A 15,475-nucleotide genomic window follows, 5' to 3' on the forward strand; every position below is an offset into this window, starting at 1 on the left:
TAATTGGGCTAGGCGCAGTCTCAGAGGCCAGTCGGCGCCGAATGCGTGTCGGATGGCGGCGTAGCTGACCGTTACCCTCACTCGCGCGGATGAAGCTATGCCGTCAGCGCGCGCCAACCGCATGACAACACCCGCAATGCCTGTAGTGTGTGTGGTCTCCTGGTCGAAGACTTGGACGCGGACGCGTCTTACAGGCTGATCCGTCGCGGTTGTTGCGGATGCCACACTGCGTTCTATCGACACTAACAGGCCGCCGATGTCGGCTCGTTGCAGTCCCGCGGACCCGGGATTGGCTACCTCCAGGTCGGCAACTCCCTCGTCCGGCCATTCTACTGTCCGTGCAGGGGAGAGGTTCGTGACAGTAGCCGACCGCGGCTGGGTCGTGCCAAGCGGAACCACGTCAACGGCGGCGTCGAACTGTGGCTCCAGGTGCCAGTCCGACCCCGCGCGTGCCGTCGTGGTTGACACTATCTGCACGGCGCTGGTAACGAGGAGAGTCGACGACAGCAGCACAACTAATGACGAGACGAATCGGCGACGAGTACGAGCGAGCCGTACCACGATGACCTCCATAGTCGGATCGCACTACTCACGGTCGACCGCTTGAACCGCGCCGAGCCGAGAGCGATGCACGCTGGCGCTGATGCCTAGGGGGAGACATTTGCGTCCGAAGCCGGCCGTTGTTACGGCTGGTAGAGCTCCATGATCTCACTGTCGGGTAGAACACCTTGAAAGACCTGCACCTCGTCGACGGTCCCGTTGAAGGCGCTGCCGCGAACCCCCCAGAACGACATGGAGCCGATTCGTACCTGCCCGGGCGCTGCCCACGGGGTTGGAAATGTAACCGTTCCACTGCGTACCCCGTTAACGTAGATGCGCAGTTGCCTGTTCGGAGCGTCCTGTACTCCAACCAAATAGACCCACTGGTTGATATCGGTAGAGGTGAGATTGGTTCCGGCGGACGCATTTGGCCAGGTTGGGTTGGCGTCACAGTCCGTGCTACGGCCTCCGAGTCCCCATCGGAAGTTGCCAGGGCTAACCCTGACCACGCCGAGGTTAACTGCTGTGGTGCAGGCACCTACCTGTCCCACTGCAACCATGTTGTCGGTGGGCATGGAATCGAGTTTGACCCATGCTGCGACGGTATAGGACTGGTCTGTGCGTAGGGCACCCCCGGTCGAGCCTGAGGTCAGCTCGCCTCCAGCTATCCCGTTAATGTGCGCAGCCTGTCCAACTTTTCCAGGCCCGAATGTCACTGCCCCTGATGGGGTCAAGTCCCGGCCATAGTTCGAGTCGTCACGCCCGTCTCCTTCCATCGGCCACCATGCAAGGTGAGTGGCGGCCATTCGCGCGATCTGGTCGGATACGAGGACCTGGTCCCACACTTTCACCTCGGCCAGGCTTCCGCCGAAGCGGCTGGTGTAGGCTCCCTGGTGCCACTCGGCGCCGAGCACAAAGCTCCCCGCAGCGCTCCAGGATGTGTATGGAACTGCTTGCTGTAATACACCGTCGACATACAGCCGCAACTGGGCCGCGCCACTGTCGTACACACCGACGACGTGCGTCCACGCTCCTGTACGCGCGGCGTTGACCGACGTCGCGCGAACTGTTACTGGTGCGTTCGTGTCAGAGACATGTCCCGAGAGTGCCCACTTGTTGGTTCCTTGTTCCAATTGCAGAATCATTCCAGAGACGTTGGTGCCTCGTTGACTCAGGACCGTGGACCAACCACCATCAACGACCGGCTTCACCCAGGCGCTAACCGTATAGCTACCAGCCGTGTCGACTACTGGCCCGGAAGTCGATCCGTTGTCATCAACCCCGTCGAACTGCACGGCGGTCTCTCCGCCCGCGATGCGGCCCGGAACACCCAACGTCGTCCCAGCGACAGTTATGTCGTGAGCTGCTATGCCGAGCTGGTTGCTGTCGGCGAGCACCGAGCCCGTCGTCTCAGCCATGTTCCATTGAGCTACTGCGTCTGAGCTGCCACCGACACGCATTATGTATTGACGAAGTGAGTTGTCGCCGTCGGCCAAGCGTGTTCCGTCGATGCTTCGTACGTATAAGGTGAGTGTGCCGTTGGTGCTCGGCTCGTGCGGATAGGGTGGCGGAGGTGTCAGGCTGATAGTCATGGACTGGCCCGGCGCCTCTGCGGCTAGGTAGGTTGAGGGTGGATTCACCCAACCCCAGTACCATCCAACGACGTCACTGACCCCACCGGCCGTGAAGGTGAATTCGGCGGTGCGGCCAACACCACCATGATAGTCCTCATTAAGCCCGGCCTCGTACTCTAGATACACTGGCGAACTCACACCTGGCGGACTGTCGGGTGGTGTCGAGTCAATCTCGAACTCGCACCATACCGAAGGAGGCGATATGTCGGAGCCAGAGCTGCCTCCGTATGACCATGGATCCCGGGTAACTGCTCGCCATTGAATTCGATCGCCATGCGCGAGGCCCCAAGATGCCGGGATCGTGAATGCACCAAGGTCATTGTTAGTAAGGTTGACTGAGTTCTCGACTTCCGCCCCTAGGTCCGACCATGCGGATCCAGCCCATCTCTGAAATGTGAACCGAATTCGAAGGTCGGTTTCCACGTCAGCATCATTTGCCTTCGCCTTAACCGTGGGCGTCAGTGATCTGACAAGTAGCCGCTCAGGACCTGACGAACACGGCAGACCAACTACCCCCACGGCCTGGTTGAACGTCTGCAGATTTGTCGGCACGGTAGGGACCGAGTTGTAAGTGACAATAAGCCTGGTGCGATTCTCGTCAAACTTGTTCCATGACCGCTTGTCGGTCGCAGCCAAGCCTAGGTAAACGTCACCCGTGGCCGCACGGGTATTAACGTGACTAGTCAGGCCCGCCCCGCCCCACTCTGCGCGAACGTTTGTTGCACCGCTACAATTTGACATCGCTGGCGTCGACCCCAGCGATCCGCTCCAACTAGAGCTGTGATTCGACCATGTCGTCGAGGAACTGAAAACGGCAGTGGAATGGACGTACGTCGAAGTGTTAGTGCAGGTGTAGTCGATCAGGTTCCAGGAGTGCAACAAGTAGGACTCGAGCTTGGCGTCCAGTACATGCTTGTTGGCGAATGACGACCGAGAGAAGCTGACCATCGACCGGTACCACATGCCCCCATCGTCGGTCGTCCACCCCACCTTCATGTGATCATCATCGTCATAGCCATTACACATCACGTAACAGGTAGTCGTATACCTACTGTTGATCATTGCCCAGTTTGTCCTTGACACAGTCGGGTCGATGACAACTGGGAAGACCAGGTCAGGATCGGCAAGGAAGGCCGTGTCGGGCGTCAACGTCAACGCATGGTCCGTTATCTGCAGCGGCACGCCGGAGGTGGCCGCAGCCTCTCCTGGTGACCACAATCCTGGAGTATCGTCGTTCCGTACGCCGTTCGACGTCTGCGGCGCTGCCAATCTTGTTTTCGAATCCCACATCGCCGCTCGGCCCGTCACGAAGACCGCTTGCCCCGAATCGTCGGTCCACGACACTCGCCCCTCGGAGTCCGCAGTCGCTTCCAGGTTGGTCGACAGCCCAAACGTTAGCTGCCGGAGTGCTGAATCGGCCGCCGCCTGACGGGTCTTGACGACGAAGATCGCGGCGGCGCCTTGAGCATCGACTCGAATGTGTAGGTCTACGTCCTGGATCGGCACGTTGGAATAGACCGCAGTATCGCCGGACAGCACCGGCACCGGTAGGGCCTGATGCCACGATAAGGCTACGGTCCCACCATCCCTCGCAACCACGACTAGCGGGGCTTCGCCGCCATCGGAGAGCTTCACATCTGCCAGCGTCGCGCGAGGTGCGATCAGACCATCAGCCCTGTGCAGTGTTGTATCAATTGGAACGAACGTACCGTCCGACCGACGCACACGCTGAGGAGTGGCTGCCACCTCAGCCGTCATCGAACCGTCACTGTTGGCAAACCGTCGCTCGAACTCCGAGCGCCCAGAGAGGACCTCGACGTTTTGGTCACAGAGGACCGCTATTTGGGACGCCGCGGCTTCGCTCCAGGCCGATTGCTCGCAGGAGCTTGCCTCAGGCGCTGCCCGAGCAGGCAACTGGACCGCGATCAAGGTTGATGCCGCTAGCGCCGCCGCAGCTAGCAATGCCAACATGCGACGCCCTGCCGGTGCAGCGAAGCCAAGCATCTGGGCGCGCATCATCACAACCCCCGTGGTTGGTTGATGGGCTCTCGCGAGCCCTGATACAGCTGGCGTGATCGGTTGATTTCGTACAGTCTCCGAAGGATAGAGATCCTCAATGCAGTCTGTAAAGCATCGACCACAATCGGTAGTCGCATACTGCATGTCATGTGCTTGATTCGGGCGAAGCTGCTACCCAGCGTCACTTGCTCTCGAGACTTCTTCAGGGTTCCTAGGGTCCGTCTAAAGAGGACTTGGGTGACAGGCGGGCAGGTGCCCCCGCAGCTACCCACACCAACCCGGACGCGTCCAGCCGGCCCGCCGCGACCGGTTCGACCGGACAGATCGCATCGTTCGATTCGATGGACAGAATCTCGACTGACTGTTGTCGCCAGCCGGAGCGGTGTGGCCAGCGTTGGCTGGCGGAGGCGTCGGGTCGGGGTCGGGGTGGTTGTATGTCTTGTTCAGGAGCGGGGGTGATGTGGTGGGCGGCGGTGGAGGGGTGGTCGTGGGCGGTGGTGAAGCGCAGGCTGCGGGGGTGTTCGAGGTAGAGGCGTCCGGCGAGGCTCTGGGTGACGGCGATGGGTGGGTACGACTCGGGCATGTCGAAGAACGGGGGTGTGGGTCTGGTGGAGGATGGCGATGAGGTCGTCGATGGTTTGCTGCGCCTCGGCCTGGTAGGTCTCGGTCGTCCATCCTTGATGCCATGGCCCGCCGGGGCTGACTACGAAGTGCAGCGCTTCGAGCGCGAGCGCGGCAAGCTCCGGCACTGGCTCGGGCAGTATCGCCTTGGTTGGTTCGTCGGACACTTGCGCAAGGCGGTGCTGTAGGTGCTCGACGCCGGAAGGGTAGCGGTCACGAGGGCTGCCGCCGCGACTACTTGGTCGGGGAAGTGCTCCCGCCAGAGGCGATCACGTTGGCAAGGACGTAGCCGAGCATGTGTCATAGTACCTCGGCGCGCTGTTGCGGCGGTCGCTCGGTGAGTTCGTCGAGGAAGTCCAGTGCGCCGTCACCGCTGAACGGTCCGGTGATGTTCCCCGGGTTCGGTGGAGTCGGGTTGGTTGACTCGTCAGGCTTCTCGCTCGTTGAGGAGAGATGTGTCGAGGAGATACCCGCCCGAGTTTCGTCGTAAGGTTCTCGATCTGCTCAAGGCTGGCCGGTCGGTCGCGGAGCTGGTCCGGGACCTGGAGATCAGTGATCAGACGATCTACAACTGGCGTCGCCAGGAGCTGATCGACACCGGCCAGATGCCCGGCGTCACCTCCGCCGACCAGGCGGAGCTGGTCGCCGCCCGGCGGCGTATCGCCGAGTTGGAGACCGAACTGGCCGTGCATCGCCGTGCCGCTGAGCTGCTCAAGGAGGTGGTGCCCCCAAAAGACCGGTACGCGGTCATCAAACGGATGGCCGCTGAAGGGCTCCCTGTCGAGGTTTGCTGCCGCGTGCTGCGGGTGTCCGCCTCCGGGTACTACGCCTGGCGTGACCGGCCGCTGTCGGCGCTGGCGCTGCGTCACGTATGGCTGACCGATCAGATCCGCGCGGTGCACCTCGCCTCCCGCGGCACGTACGGTTCCCGCCGGGTGCATGCCGAGCTGCGGCTGGGCCGCGGCCTGGTCGTCGGCTACCACGCGGTGGAGATGCTGATGCGCCGTGCCGGCATCCGAGGGCTGCCCGGTAGCCGACGTCCCAGACCGAAGCACCAGACACCCACCGCCAGTGACCTGGTCAACCGCGACTTCACCCACTCGGCCGCGAACCAGTTGTGGGTCACCGACATCGAGCGCCACGAGGCGCTGACGAACCGTGCGATGGTGAAAGGACATCGCCGTCATTCCGTCGTAGCGGGGTGACGAAGCTGAGGGCAGCCTGATCCCCGAGGCGGGGGTGAGGGCGGAAGCGGCCCTGACAACGACGAGGCGGACCGGCACTGCCAGACGGTCCGGGCTCGGCAAGCGAGACGGAAAGGTGTACGTGAGGAACCAGCGTCTGAACGCCTCTCAAGAGAGCCACCAGTTCGAACCTGGCGGATCTGGGCTGGGTAGCAGCGCGCACCCGCACTACCTGGTGGGGCGGGGAACTCCTGGACTGGGTGATGTCGCCGGTCGGGAGGCCACGGTGAAGGTCTGCGGCGTAGCCGTGGCGATGTTGCAGGGGCATAGCTGGGCACCGACCCCGTCGAACGGTTCGACAGCGAACGTGGGAACCGCCCTGGTGGCCCCCTTCCCGACCTGCGGCCAGCGGGTCGGTGGGAAGGCCCGTCGTCGGCTGACGCCGCCGGGGTGGGGCGGAGGATCCGTAGTAGTCCGAGGCCGGGAAAGCCGGTCACATGGCGAAGGGATCCAGCGTGTTCGCGGCATCACCGCACGGTCAGGAGATCGCTGATGAATATCGGCGATCCGTGGCCCGACCTCTATGAGGCCGAGGCACGGGTACTGGCGATGCAGTCGAAGCTGCACCGATGGGCGACGGTCGATCCTGGCCGTCGCTTCGATGATCTGCGCAACCTTGTCTATGACCCGGCGTTCCTCGTTGTCGCGTGGAGCCGGGTGCGGGGTAACAAGGATGCACGAACGGCCGGAGTCGACGGTGTCGCACCGCGCGCCGTCGATCATCTGTCCGCGGCCGGTAGATACTCCCCATAGGCGGCCATTTACCGCCCCGCTGGTGGCCAGGGATCTCCCCGTGGATGGCCATATATCTCCCCGCTGGTCATGTCCGAGTGCTGGTCGGCGAGGGTCGGCCGGTGAAGAGCGGCAGGGAGATCGTGAAATTTTGGAGGCGTACGACCTCACGGGTAGTTACCGTGCGGCGGCGGAGTTGGCCGGGTGTGACCATCACACGGTCGCCCGTTATGTGAAGTTGCGGGAGGCTGGGCAGAGTCCGCAGTCTCGGACGCATCGGGCTCGTCCGATCGATGAGTACCTGCCCAAGATCGAGGAGTTGGTGGCCCGGTCGGGTGGGCGGGTCCGGGCGGATGTGGTGCACCGGCGGATCACCGCGATGGGGTTCTTGGGTGGGGAACGGACAACCCGTCGGGCGGTGGCCGAGGTGAAGGCCCGTTTCCAGGCCGGGAAGCGGCGGGTGTTCCGGCCGTGGATCCCGGAGCCGGGACTGTGGTTGCAGTTCGACTGGGGTGAGGGGCCACGCATCGGTGGTCGGCGCACGTCGTTGTGGTGCGCTTGGCTGGCCTGGTCGCGGTTTCGGGTGGTGATCCCGACGTTCGACAAGACGCTGCCGACGGTCGTGGCCTGTCTGGACGCGACGCTGCGCCGTATTGGCGGGGTCCCGGCTTACGTGTTGACCGACAACGAGAAGACCGTCACGGTCGAGCACGTTGCGGACATCGCGGTGCGCAACCCGCAGATCGTGGAGGTGGCCCGGCACTACGGGATGACGATCCGCACCTGCGTGCCGGCTGATCCGCAGTCCAAGGGCGGGTCGGAGAACACGGTGAAGATCGCCAAGGCGGACCTGGTGCCCACCAGCGCGAACCTGCTGGAGGACTACCGCACGTTCGCTGAGCTCGAGACCGCGTGCCGGCGGTTCACCGACGACGTCAACTCCAGGGTGCACCGGGAGACACGGCGTCGTCCGGCCGAGGCCGTCGGTGAGGAACGAGTGCGGCTGCATCCGTTGCCGGCCAGGCCGTTCACGGTCGCGTTCGGCACGACCCGCCGGGTGAACTGGGACGCCACGATCTCCGTCGACGGGGTGCGCTACTCGGTGCCGCACCAGCTCGTGGACAGCCGGGTATGGGCCCGGTTCCACGGCGACGAGCTGATCGTGACGGCGGTCGGTGAGACCGGCCCGGCCGAGGTCGCCCGCCACCTGCGATCGACGCCCGGGCGTCCATCGATCACCGACGCGCACTACCCGCCGAGGGCGGGCAAGGACGGCGACCGCACCCCAAGGGCGAACACCGCCGCCGAAGCGGCGTTCCTCGCCCTCGGGCCGGGCGCGGCGGCCTGGCTGGTCGAGGCCGCCGCGGCAGGGACCCGCCGGGTCCGGCACAAGATGGCCGAAGCCGTCGCCCTGGCCAAACTCCACGGCGTCGCCGCGGTCGACCAGGCCCTCGGCGTCGCCGCGGTCGCCGGCCGTTTCGCCGACAACGACCTCATCCGGATCCTGGCCCACCAGGCCGGCGCCGACAACGGCGAACCGATCCGGGCCAGCGAGACCCACAGCCTGCAGCCGGGCACCTCGGCCTGGGCCAACTTCGGCACCAGCAGTGGAAGGAACCTGTGATGGCCGCCCCGATCCGCACCCTGACCGGCCCCGCCGGCGATCCCCTCGCCGAGGCCATCGAACTGACCCGGCGGCTGAAACTGCCCTACATCCGCAAAGCCATGGCCGATCTGATCCCGACCGCGAAAGCGCAGCGCTGGGATCCCGCCGAAGTCGTCCGGGTCCTGCTCGCCGAGGAAGCCGCCGGCCGTGACCAGGCCAACCTACGCACCCGCCGCAAACGCGCCGCGTTCCCCGCAGGCAAGACCTTCGGCGACTGGGACGAAACCGCATCATCGATCCCGCGCCCGACCCAGGACGCGCTGAAATCCCTGGAATGGGTCACCCGCAAGGAGAACCTGTCCATCTGCGGCCCGTCCGGCACCGGCAAGAGCCACTTCTGCGAAGCCCTCGGCCAGGCCGCGGTCGAGGCCGGCATGACCGTCGCCTGGTTCACCATCGAAGACCTCGGCGCCATGGTCCGCCGCCACCGCCCCGACGACTCCATGACCCGCGCCATGAGCCGGCTCATCCGCACCGACCTCATCATCGTCGACGACATCGGCCTGCTACCCGTCTCACCCGACGCCGCCGAAGGCTTCTACCGCCTCGTCGACGCCGCCTACGAACGCCGCAGCCTCGCCGTCAGCTCCAACCTCCACCCGTCCGGCTTCGACGAGATCATGCCCAAAACCCTCGCCACCGCGACCGTCGACCGGCTCCTGCACCACGCCCACGTCGTCGTCACCCAAGGTGACAGCTTCCGACTCAACCAAGCCACCACCGGACAAGGAGTCAAGCCCTTGAACTAACCAACCACCACACCACGGCGGGGAACTAACTGGCCGCCACCGGGGAGAAACAACAGGCCGCCAGCGGGGACAACACCTGGCCGCCATTGGGGACGAACAAGAGGCCGTTGACAATCATCTTGCCGGGGCGCTGCTGGGGTGGCTGCGAGACGAGCTCAAGGCCGACCGGTTCCAGCCTCAGCGGGTGCGGGAGAAGGCGATCCCGAAAGCTTCCGGGAAGGTCCGGAAGCTGGGTATCCCGACTGTCGCCGACCGGGTCGTGCAGGCTGCGTTGAAACTGGTGATCGAGCCGATCTTCGAGGCGGACTTCCTGCCGTGTTCCTACGGGTTCCGCCCGAAGCGCCGAGCACAGGACGCTATCGCTGAGATCCATTACCTCGCATCGCCCACCCGGAACTACGAGTGGGTGTTCGAGGCCGATATCAAGGCGTGCTTCGACGAGATCGACCACACGGCTCTGATGGGCCGGGTGCGACTGCGGATCGGAGACAGAAGGGTCCTGGGCTGGGTTCGGGCGTTCCTGCGGGCGGGGATCCTCACCGAGGACGGTCTCAACCGCGAGACGATCACCGGCACACCCCAGGGTGGGATCCTCTCACCGCTGCTGGCCAACATCGCCCTGTCGGTCCTGGACGAGCACTTCACCCGAAAATGGGATGCGCTCGGCCCGGAGTGGACGCGTGCCAAGCACCGGCGCCGGGGAGGCCCGGTCATGAAGATCGTCCGTTACGCGGACGACTTCGTGGTCATGGTCGCCGGTCAGCGCGCCGATGCGCAAGCGCTGTGGGACGAGGTCGGCAAGGTGCTCGACCCGATGGGCCTGCGCCTGTCGGTCGAGAAGACGAGGGTCTGCCACATCGACGAAGGGTTCGACTTCCTGGGCTGGCGCATCCAGCGCCAGGCCTGGCGAAGCCGAACCGGCAAACGGGCCGTATACACCTACCCGTCGAAGAAGGCGCTGGCCTCGATCATCGGCAAGGTGCGGACCCTGACCCGCCGAGCGAAACATCGAACGCTTGCGGACCTGCTGCGCCGGGTCAACCCGGTGCTGCGGGGATGGTGCAACTACTTCCGGCACGGCGTGTCGTCGCGGACGTTCGGCTATGTCGATCACTACGCCTTCTGGCGGATCGTCGGCTGGCTTCGCAAACGGCACGCTGGGCTGAACATGCACACCCTCGTCAGGCGGTTCCTGCCCCAGTGGCAGATCCGCGATGAGCGGCTCGAACTGTTCCGACCGGCGACTGTCTCCATCGAGCGGTATCGGTATCGGGGCACTCGTATCCCCACACCATGGTCGTCAGCGGCGACAACGCCAACGGCATGAACACGCGGAGAGCCGGATGCGCGGAGACGTGCACGTCCGGTTCGGAGGGCGGGCCAGGGAAACGGACCAGCCGAAACGCTGACACCGCGCCCTGGTCCGACCCAACACCGAGCACTCGACCCGGGAGGGCAAGGTGTACTGCGCGGTCGTGCTCGACACCTTCTCCCGCAGGGTCGTCGGCTGGTCCATCGACGCCACCCAGACGGCCACGCTGGTGACCAACGCCCTGGGCATGGCCATCAGCAACCGTCAACCCGCCGGCACCGTGATCCACTCCGATCACGGGGTCCAGTTCACGTCATGGGCCTTCACCCGCCGGGTCCAGGAAGCCGGCCTGGCACCCTCGATGGGAACCATCGGCGACTGCTACGACAACGGCATGATGGAGTCGTTCTGGGGCCGGATGCAGACCGAACTACTCAATCGCCGGCGGTGGCGCACCCGCATCGAACTCGCCAACGCGATCTTCGAATACCTGGAGATCTTCCACAACCGACAACGCCGCCACAGCTCACTGGGCATGCTCACCCCGAACGAGTATGAAAGGCTCCACCCGATCACCCTGTCCGTGGCCTGACGCCAACCAACACGGCTCCGAGAAACCCGGGGAACATCACCGGCGGGTGCACAGCCGTTACGAACGCCGGCTTGTCGATACCGCGCTGGCGGGCCGGCCGGTCGAGATCCGGCTACGGATGCGTCGCTTCTTCTGCGACACGGTGTGCTGCCCCGTCCAGACGTTCGCCAAACAGATTCCCGGCTTGACGTGCAGGTATGGGCGCAGGAGCCCGTTGCTGCGCCAGACCCTGGAGAAGATCGGACTGGCCCTGGCCGGCCGGGCCGGCGCGCGGCTCGCCGACCGTCTCGGAATCGTCACCAGCCGCAGCAGCGTACTGCGGCTGGTCCGCGCCCTGCCCGACCCACCCGGCACGGCGGTCACTGTGCTGGGTGTGGACGACTTCGCGCTGCGCCGCGGCAGGGTCTACGCCACCGTCCTGGTCGACATCGAGACCCGACGACCGGTCGACGTGCTGCCGGACCGGCAGGCCGGCACCCTCGCCGACTGGCTGGCCGCACACCCTGACGTGGCCGTGATCTGCCGGGACCGGGCCTCCGCCTACGCCGACGGCGCCCGGCAAGGCGCCCCACACGCCATCCAGGTAGCCGACCGATGGCACCTGTGGAACAACCTCGCCGAACACGTCGAGAAGACCGTCGCCCGCCACCACCGCTGCCTGACCACAACCATCGAGACCCAACCCGCCGCACCACCGGCAGACCTCGACCAGGTAGCCGCCGACCGCGCCGCCGACCGCGCCGAACAAGGACTCCTCATACCCCGCACCCGCCGCCGCTACGAACAGGTCCAGGCCCTACACAGCAAAGGGCACACCATCCTCGACATCGCCCGCCGCCTCGGACTCGCCCGCAACACCGTCCGCCGCTTCGCCCGCGCCACCACCATCGACGACCTCCTGGCGAAACCCCGCGCCGGACGACTCAGCATCCTCGACCACCACACCGACTACCTACACCAGCGCATCAACGAAGGCGTCACCAACGCCACCCGCCTGTTCGACGAGATCCACGCCCGCGGCTACCGAGGCAGCCTCGCCACCCTGCGCACCTACCTCCAGCCGCTACGAACCGCTGCCCCGACACCAACCACCCCGCCACCTCCACCGAAAGTCCGGCGGATCACCACCTGGCTCCTACGCCATCCCGACAGGCTGGAACCCGACGAGCACGCCGCACTCACCGGGATACGAGCCGCGTGTCCACACCTCAACGCCCTCGCCGACCACGTCACCGCCTTCGCCGAGATCCTCACCAACCGGCACGGACACCACCTGAACCACTGGATCACCACGGTCAACACCGACGACCAGCCAGACCTGCGCTCATTCACTGCAGGCCTGCAACGCGACCACGACGCCGTCCTCAACGGCCTGACCCTGCCCTACAGTTCCGGCGCCGTCGAAGGCCACGTCAACCGCATCAAGATGATCAAACGACAGATGTACGGCCGCGCGAACCTCGATCTACTCCGCAAACGCGTCCTGCTCGCCTGACGACCGGTCAGTCCCGATCACGAAAATTGGGCCAGAACCAGAACCACCTCACTGACCCAGGAGTGACGCGCGGGGCGGGGCGCGGGGTTCGGGCCGGTTGACTTCCCGCCCCGGCGCCGTAGGCGGCCAGGGCGGCGGCTCCGCAGGAGCCGTTTGCCGCGCCCCGGCCCGCGCCGCGCGGCGCGCCTTGATCCTAATGAGAGCGTTTCGGCAGTGGCGTCGCACATCACCTGACGGAGCTGCGTCGCACATCACCTGACGGATCACAGGATGAAGCACGACACGCCCGCAGGCGTAACCAATACGGTCCGTAGCTCGTCTGACAAGAGGTTGAGGCGCCCGCTGGCATGCGTACTGGTGGCGAGCCCACTCCTCTGCGACAGGGCAGCACTAGTACCCTGGGGGTGCGTCTTCGTGAAGGGCCATCGGATCAAGTCAACAAGCCGACCGTCTCGGGGCAACCGCGCGGGGAAGATGTTCCCTACCATGCAGGGCATGCCCTCCGACCGACTCGCCCTAGCGCTTGAACGCCTCACCCCGGGCGACTGGCAAATCTTCGAGCAGTTCGCTGCGGAATACCTCGCCGTCGAATACCCGAGCCTGCGTACGACTGCGGCCCCCGCAGGTGATCGCGGAAGAGACGGGCAACTTTACAACGTCGCCGAAGAGCCGGAGGTGGCCGTACAATACTCCGTCACTTCCGACTGGAAGGGCAAGATAAGCGGTACGGTTACTCGCCTGGCAGAAACGATGCCCAGTGTTCGAGAATTAATCTACGCCACAAATCAAGTAATCGGACCGGCAGCAGACGAAATCGTGCGCACCATGAGAAGGCGTGGTATTTACATAGATGTTAGAGATAGGTCGTGGTTTGTAGAAAGAGAACTGACTGCCCCGCAACGCGAAGCTGCAGCGCGTGAACTGACTCGGAGGATGGTCGACCCACTCTTGGTGGAGCGGCGTATCCGCGAGCATTCCCCTGTTCTCAGCAATGAAGAGGCGCGCATTGCGCTCTTACATCTAACACTTGACGCACAAGACGGGGCGTCAGACAAGGGGCTTACGAAAAAGTGCTTCGAGTCCCTAGTTCTTTCGTCCTTATACGATACGACACCTGATACGCGAAAGACTTTGGACGCGATAACTACCCGCGTCACACGCATGTTACCCGCAGGATTTGAGACCCAGATCGCCCAACAAGTCACCGGGGCGATCAACAGACTCAGTGCGCGTAATGGGCCAGTCAAGCAGCACGGGAAGACGGACCAGTACTTTCTCTCGAATACCCAACGAGAGGAGGTTCATCTGAGAGCCGCCGAGTACCTACTCTTTCAAGACCGACTGCAGGATCGGCTTGTCGCTGCAATTAAGACTGCATTGCCCGGCCTCCGGTTAAACGACGAAACCCTAAAACAGGTAGGGAAAGATCTCCGCGTCGCGCTCGAAACTGTCCTTCTCCGACGAGGCGAGGCCTTTGCCGGGGCCGCGAAGACCGGAGAGATCCAGCAAGTTGACGCGAGTGAGGTTCTAGCGGCCGTAGGGAAAATCAATCGTGAAAGCGGCCGGCTGCTTACCAACGAGCAGGTAGCCGCAGCAACGATAGAAGTATTGGAGCGTCCCTCCCCGAGGTTCGTCAGTACCTACACCGGCTTGCAGATGCTTACACGATGTTTGCATTCTTACGCCAAACGCCGGATGTGCAAAAGGTTGTTGTGTCAATGTTCTCCGGCGGGGACCTTTGGCTTGATACATCCATGATCCTGCCGTTGATGGCAGAGACACTTCTCGACGATCCGCAGGACCGATACTACACGGCTCTTGTTAAAGGCGCGAAAGATGTGGGCCTCAGGATTTACGTTACGGATGGCGTGGTGGAAGAAGTGGAACGCCACATCAACCGCTGTGTCGTCTTCTCTAGATCTGGTCCACGTGAGTGGCGGTCAAGCGTGCCCTTCTTGTCGACCGCTTACGCGCTTTCTGGTCGCGCCCGCGATGGTTTTGGGGACTGGGCCGAGCGCTTTAGAGGCAGGGTTAGCCCCGAAGAGGACGTACGGCAGTATCTCTTCGAAATGTACGGTGTTGACCGACGGAACCTGCTCGCTGAGGCGGACACGGCGCCAACCGAGTTGCGGGCAGTCGTGCAAGAGGTTTGGCACGAGGCTCATGAGCGACGGCGCGTTGCGCCAGGCGAAGAAGAGTTGGATGCTACCACCCGCCACCGTCTCGTAGCGCACGACGTAGAAAATTCAGTGGGGATAATTCAGCTACGAAAGCAGGCATCGATAAATCCGCTAGGCTACCGATCCTGGTGGCTCACGCTCGATAAGATAGCCCTCTCCCTGCACCGGGAATTAAAGATCCGTCTTGGGGGCGGTGCTCCCGCGTCACCCGCAATATCTCCTGACTTCATTTCTCAGTACTTGCGTATCGGGCCTCTGCGTACAGCTATTGAGCGAGAACTTTGGGCAGGGCTGCCACTTATTAATGATATTTCAAGGTATGCCTTCCTGCCTAAAGAGCTGATAGATCGAGCAGACGAATTGCGAGTTTCTCACGCGGGCCTAGACGAGCATGTAATTAGGCGGCGTGTGAGGGATGACCTGAACGAGGCGAAGTTACGGCGTGGAGCGGCGGCCATCGGGGGGTTCAACGAATGGAGGAGCGAATCGAGAGTGGCCTCCGCAGTCAAGCGCGCGCCCGTGAGGCGTAGGCCGCGCTGGAAGCCTGCGCTGACCGCCGCCGCTTCCATCATTCGGACACTATGCATACCCTACCAACCTTCCCGCCAGAAGTAGGAGCACAGCCTCTTGTCCTCCTGTCCAGCCTCAAGATGTCCACACCCGAGGAAGAAGCCCTCACATTCTGGGCTTG

General features: G+C 63.9%; 10 protein-coding genes and 1 pseudogene. 10 read left to right on the plus strand and 1 reads right to left on the minus strand.

The window, feature by feature from the left end; genetic code table 11:
* Positions 1 to 683: 683 nt before the first annotated feature.
* The gene (locus Prubr_RS36410) at positions 684 to 4,337 is read right to left on the minus strand and encodes a LamG domain-containing protein (protein WP_212820287.1); all 3,654 of its coding nucleotides are present in this window, start codon (positions 4,335 to 4,337) and stop codon (positions 684 to 686) included.
* A gap of 437 nt (positions 4,338 to 4,774) precedes the next feature.
* Here Prubr_RS36410 and Prubr_RS36415 point away from each other — a divergent pair, with 437 nt between their 5' ends.
* The 10 genes and pseudogenes from Prubr_RS36415 to Prubr_RS36460 all read left to right on the plus strand — a co-directional run bounded on the left by Prubr_RS36415 (position 4,775) and on the right by Prubr_RS36460 (position 15,399).
* Positions 4,775 to 5,002 (plus strand): hypothetical protein, encoded by a 228-nt coding sequence (locus Prubr_RS36415; protein ID WP_212820289.1) that lies wholly within the window; start codon positions 4,775 to 4,777, stop codon positions 5,000 to 5,002.
* Positions 5,003 to 5,218: 216 nt separating this feature from the next.
* Positions 5,219 to 6,019: a transposase gene (locus tag Prubr_RS36420; protein WP_212820291.1), complete on the plus strand. Its 801-nt coding sequence runs from the start codon at positions 5,219 to 5,221 to the stop codon at positions 6,017 to 6,019.
* Between the two features lie 531 nt (positions 6,020 to 6,550).
* Positions 6,551 to 6,811 (plus strand): hypothetical protein, encoded by a 261-nt coding sequence (locus tag Prubr_RS36425; protein WP_246568160.1) that lies wholly within the window; start codon positions 6,551 to 6,553, stop codon positions 6,809 to 6,811.
* A 127-nt stretch (positions 6,812 to 6,938) separates the two neighbouring features.
* Positions 6,939 to 8,414 carry an IS21 family transposase gene (istA, locus tag Prubr_RS36430; RefSeq protein ID WP_343221714.1) on the plus strand — a complete coding sequence of 492 codons (1,476 nt, stop codon included), beginning with the start codon at positions 6,939 to 6,941 and terminating at the stop codon, positions 8,412 to 8,414.
* Positions 8,414 to 9,205, plus strand: a complete 792-nt coding sequence (gene istB, locus Prubr_RS36435) for an IS21-like element helper ATPase IstB (RefSeq protein ID WP_212820293.1) — start codon at positions 8,414 to 8,416, stop codon at positions 9,203 to 9,205. Before istA ends, istB begins: the two co-directional genes overlap by 1 nt.
* 142 nt (positions 9,206 to 9,347) lie before the next feature.
* Entirely contained in the window at positions 9,348 to 10,532 is a 1,185-nt protein-coding gene (gene ltrA / locus Prubr_RS36440) for a group II intron reverse transcriptase/maturase (protein WP_212828948.1), read from the plus strand.
* Between the two features lie 106 nt (positions 10,533 to 10,638).
* A pseudogene (locus Prubr_RS36445) lies at positions 10,639 to 11,109 on the plus strand (IS3 family transposase); the annotation flags it as partial.
* Positions 11,072 to 12,604 (plus strand): ISL3 family transposase, encoded by a 1,533-nt coding sequence (locus tag Prubr_RS36450; RefSeq protein ID WP_246568164.1) that lies wholly within the window; start codon positions 11,072 to 11,074, stop codon positions 12,602 to 12,604. The pseudogene Prubr_RS36445 and the gene Prubr_RS36450, both read left to right, overlap by 38 nt.
* A gap of 495 nt (positions 12,605 to 13,099) precedes the next feature.
* A complete protein-coding gene (locus tag Prubr_RS36455) occupies positions 13,100 to 14,362 on the plus strand; it encodes a hypothetical protein (protein ID WP_212820300.1) in 1,263 nt (420 codons plus the stop codon).
* Between the two features lie 11 nt (positions 14,363 to 14,373).
* Positions 14,374 to 15,399: a hypothetical protein gene (locus tag Prubr_RS36460; RefSeq protein ID WP_212820302.1), complete on the plus strand. Its 1,026-nt coding sequence runs from the start codon at positions 14,374 to 14,376 to the stop codon at positions 15,397 to 15,399.
* The last annotated feature ends 76 nt before the right edge of the window (positions 15,400 to 15,475 follow it).

Source organism: Polymorphospora rubra (assembly GCF_018324255.1).
Taxonomy (GTDB): domain Bacteria; phylum Actinomycetota; class Actinomycetes; order Mycobacteriales; family Micromonosporaceae; genus Polymorphospora; species Polymorphospora rubra.

What these genes read in the sequence shown, in the direction of transcription:
- Prubr_RS36410 (WP_212820287.1), bottom strand. Translation starts at nt 4,337, where the DNA reads ATGCAGTATGCGACTACCGATTGTGGTCGATGCTTTACAGACTGCATT.
- istB (WP_212820293.1), top strand. Translation starts at nt 8,414, where the DNA reads ATGGCCGCCCCGATCCGCACCCTGACCGGCCCCGCCGGCGATCCCCTC.
- Prubr_RS36415 (WP_212820289.1), top strand. Translation starts at nt 4,775, where the DNA reads ATGTCGAAGAACGGGGGTGTGGGTCTGGTGGAGGATGGCGATGAGGTC.
- Prubr_RS36450 (WP_246568164.1), top strand. Translation starts at nt 11,072, where the DNA reads ATGAAAGGCTCCACCCGATCACCCTGTCCGTGGCCTGACGCCAACCAA.
- Prubr_RS36455 (WP_212820300.1), top strand. Translation starts at nt 13,100, where the DNA reads ATGCCCTCCGACCGACTCGCCCTAGCGCTTGAACGCCTCACCCCGGGC.
- Prubr_RS36425 (WP_246568160.1), top strand. Translation starts at nt 6,551, where the DNA reads ATGAATATCGGCGATCCGTGGCCCGACCTCTATGAGGCCGAGGCACGG.
- Prubr_RS36460 (WP_212820302.1), top strand. Translation starts at nt 14,374, where the DNA reads ATGGCAGAGACACTTCTCGACGATCCGCAGGACCGATACTACACGGCT.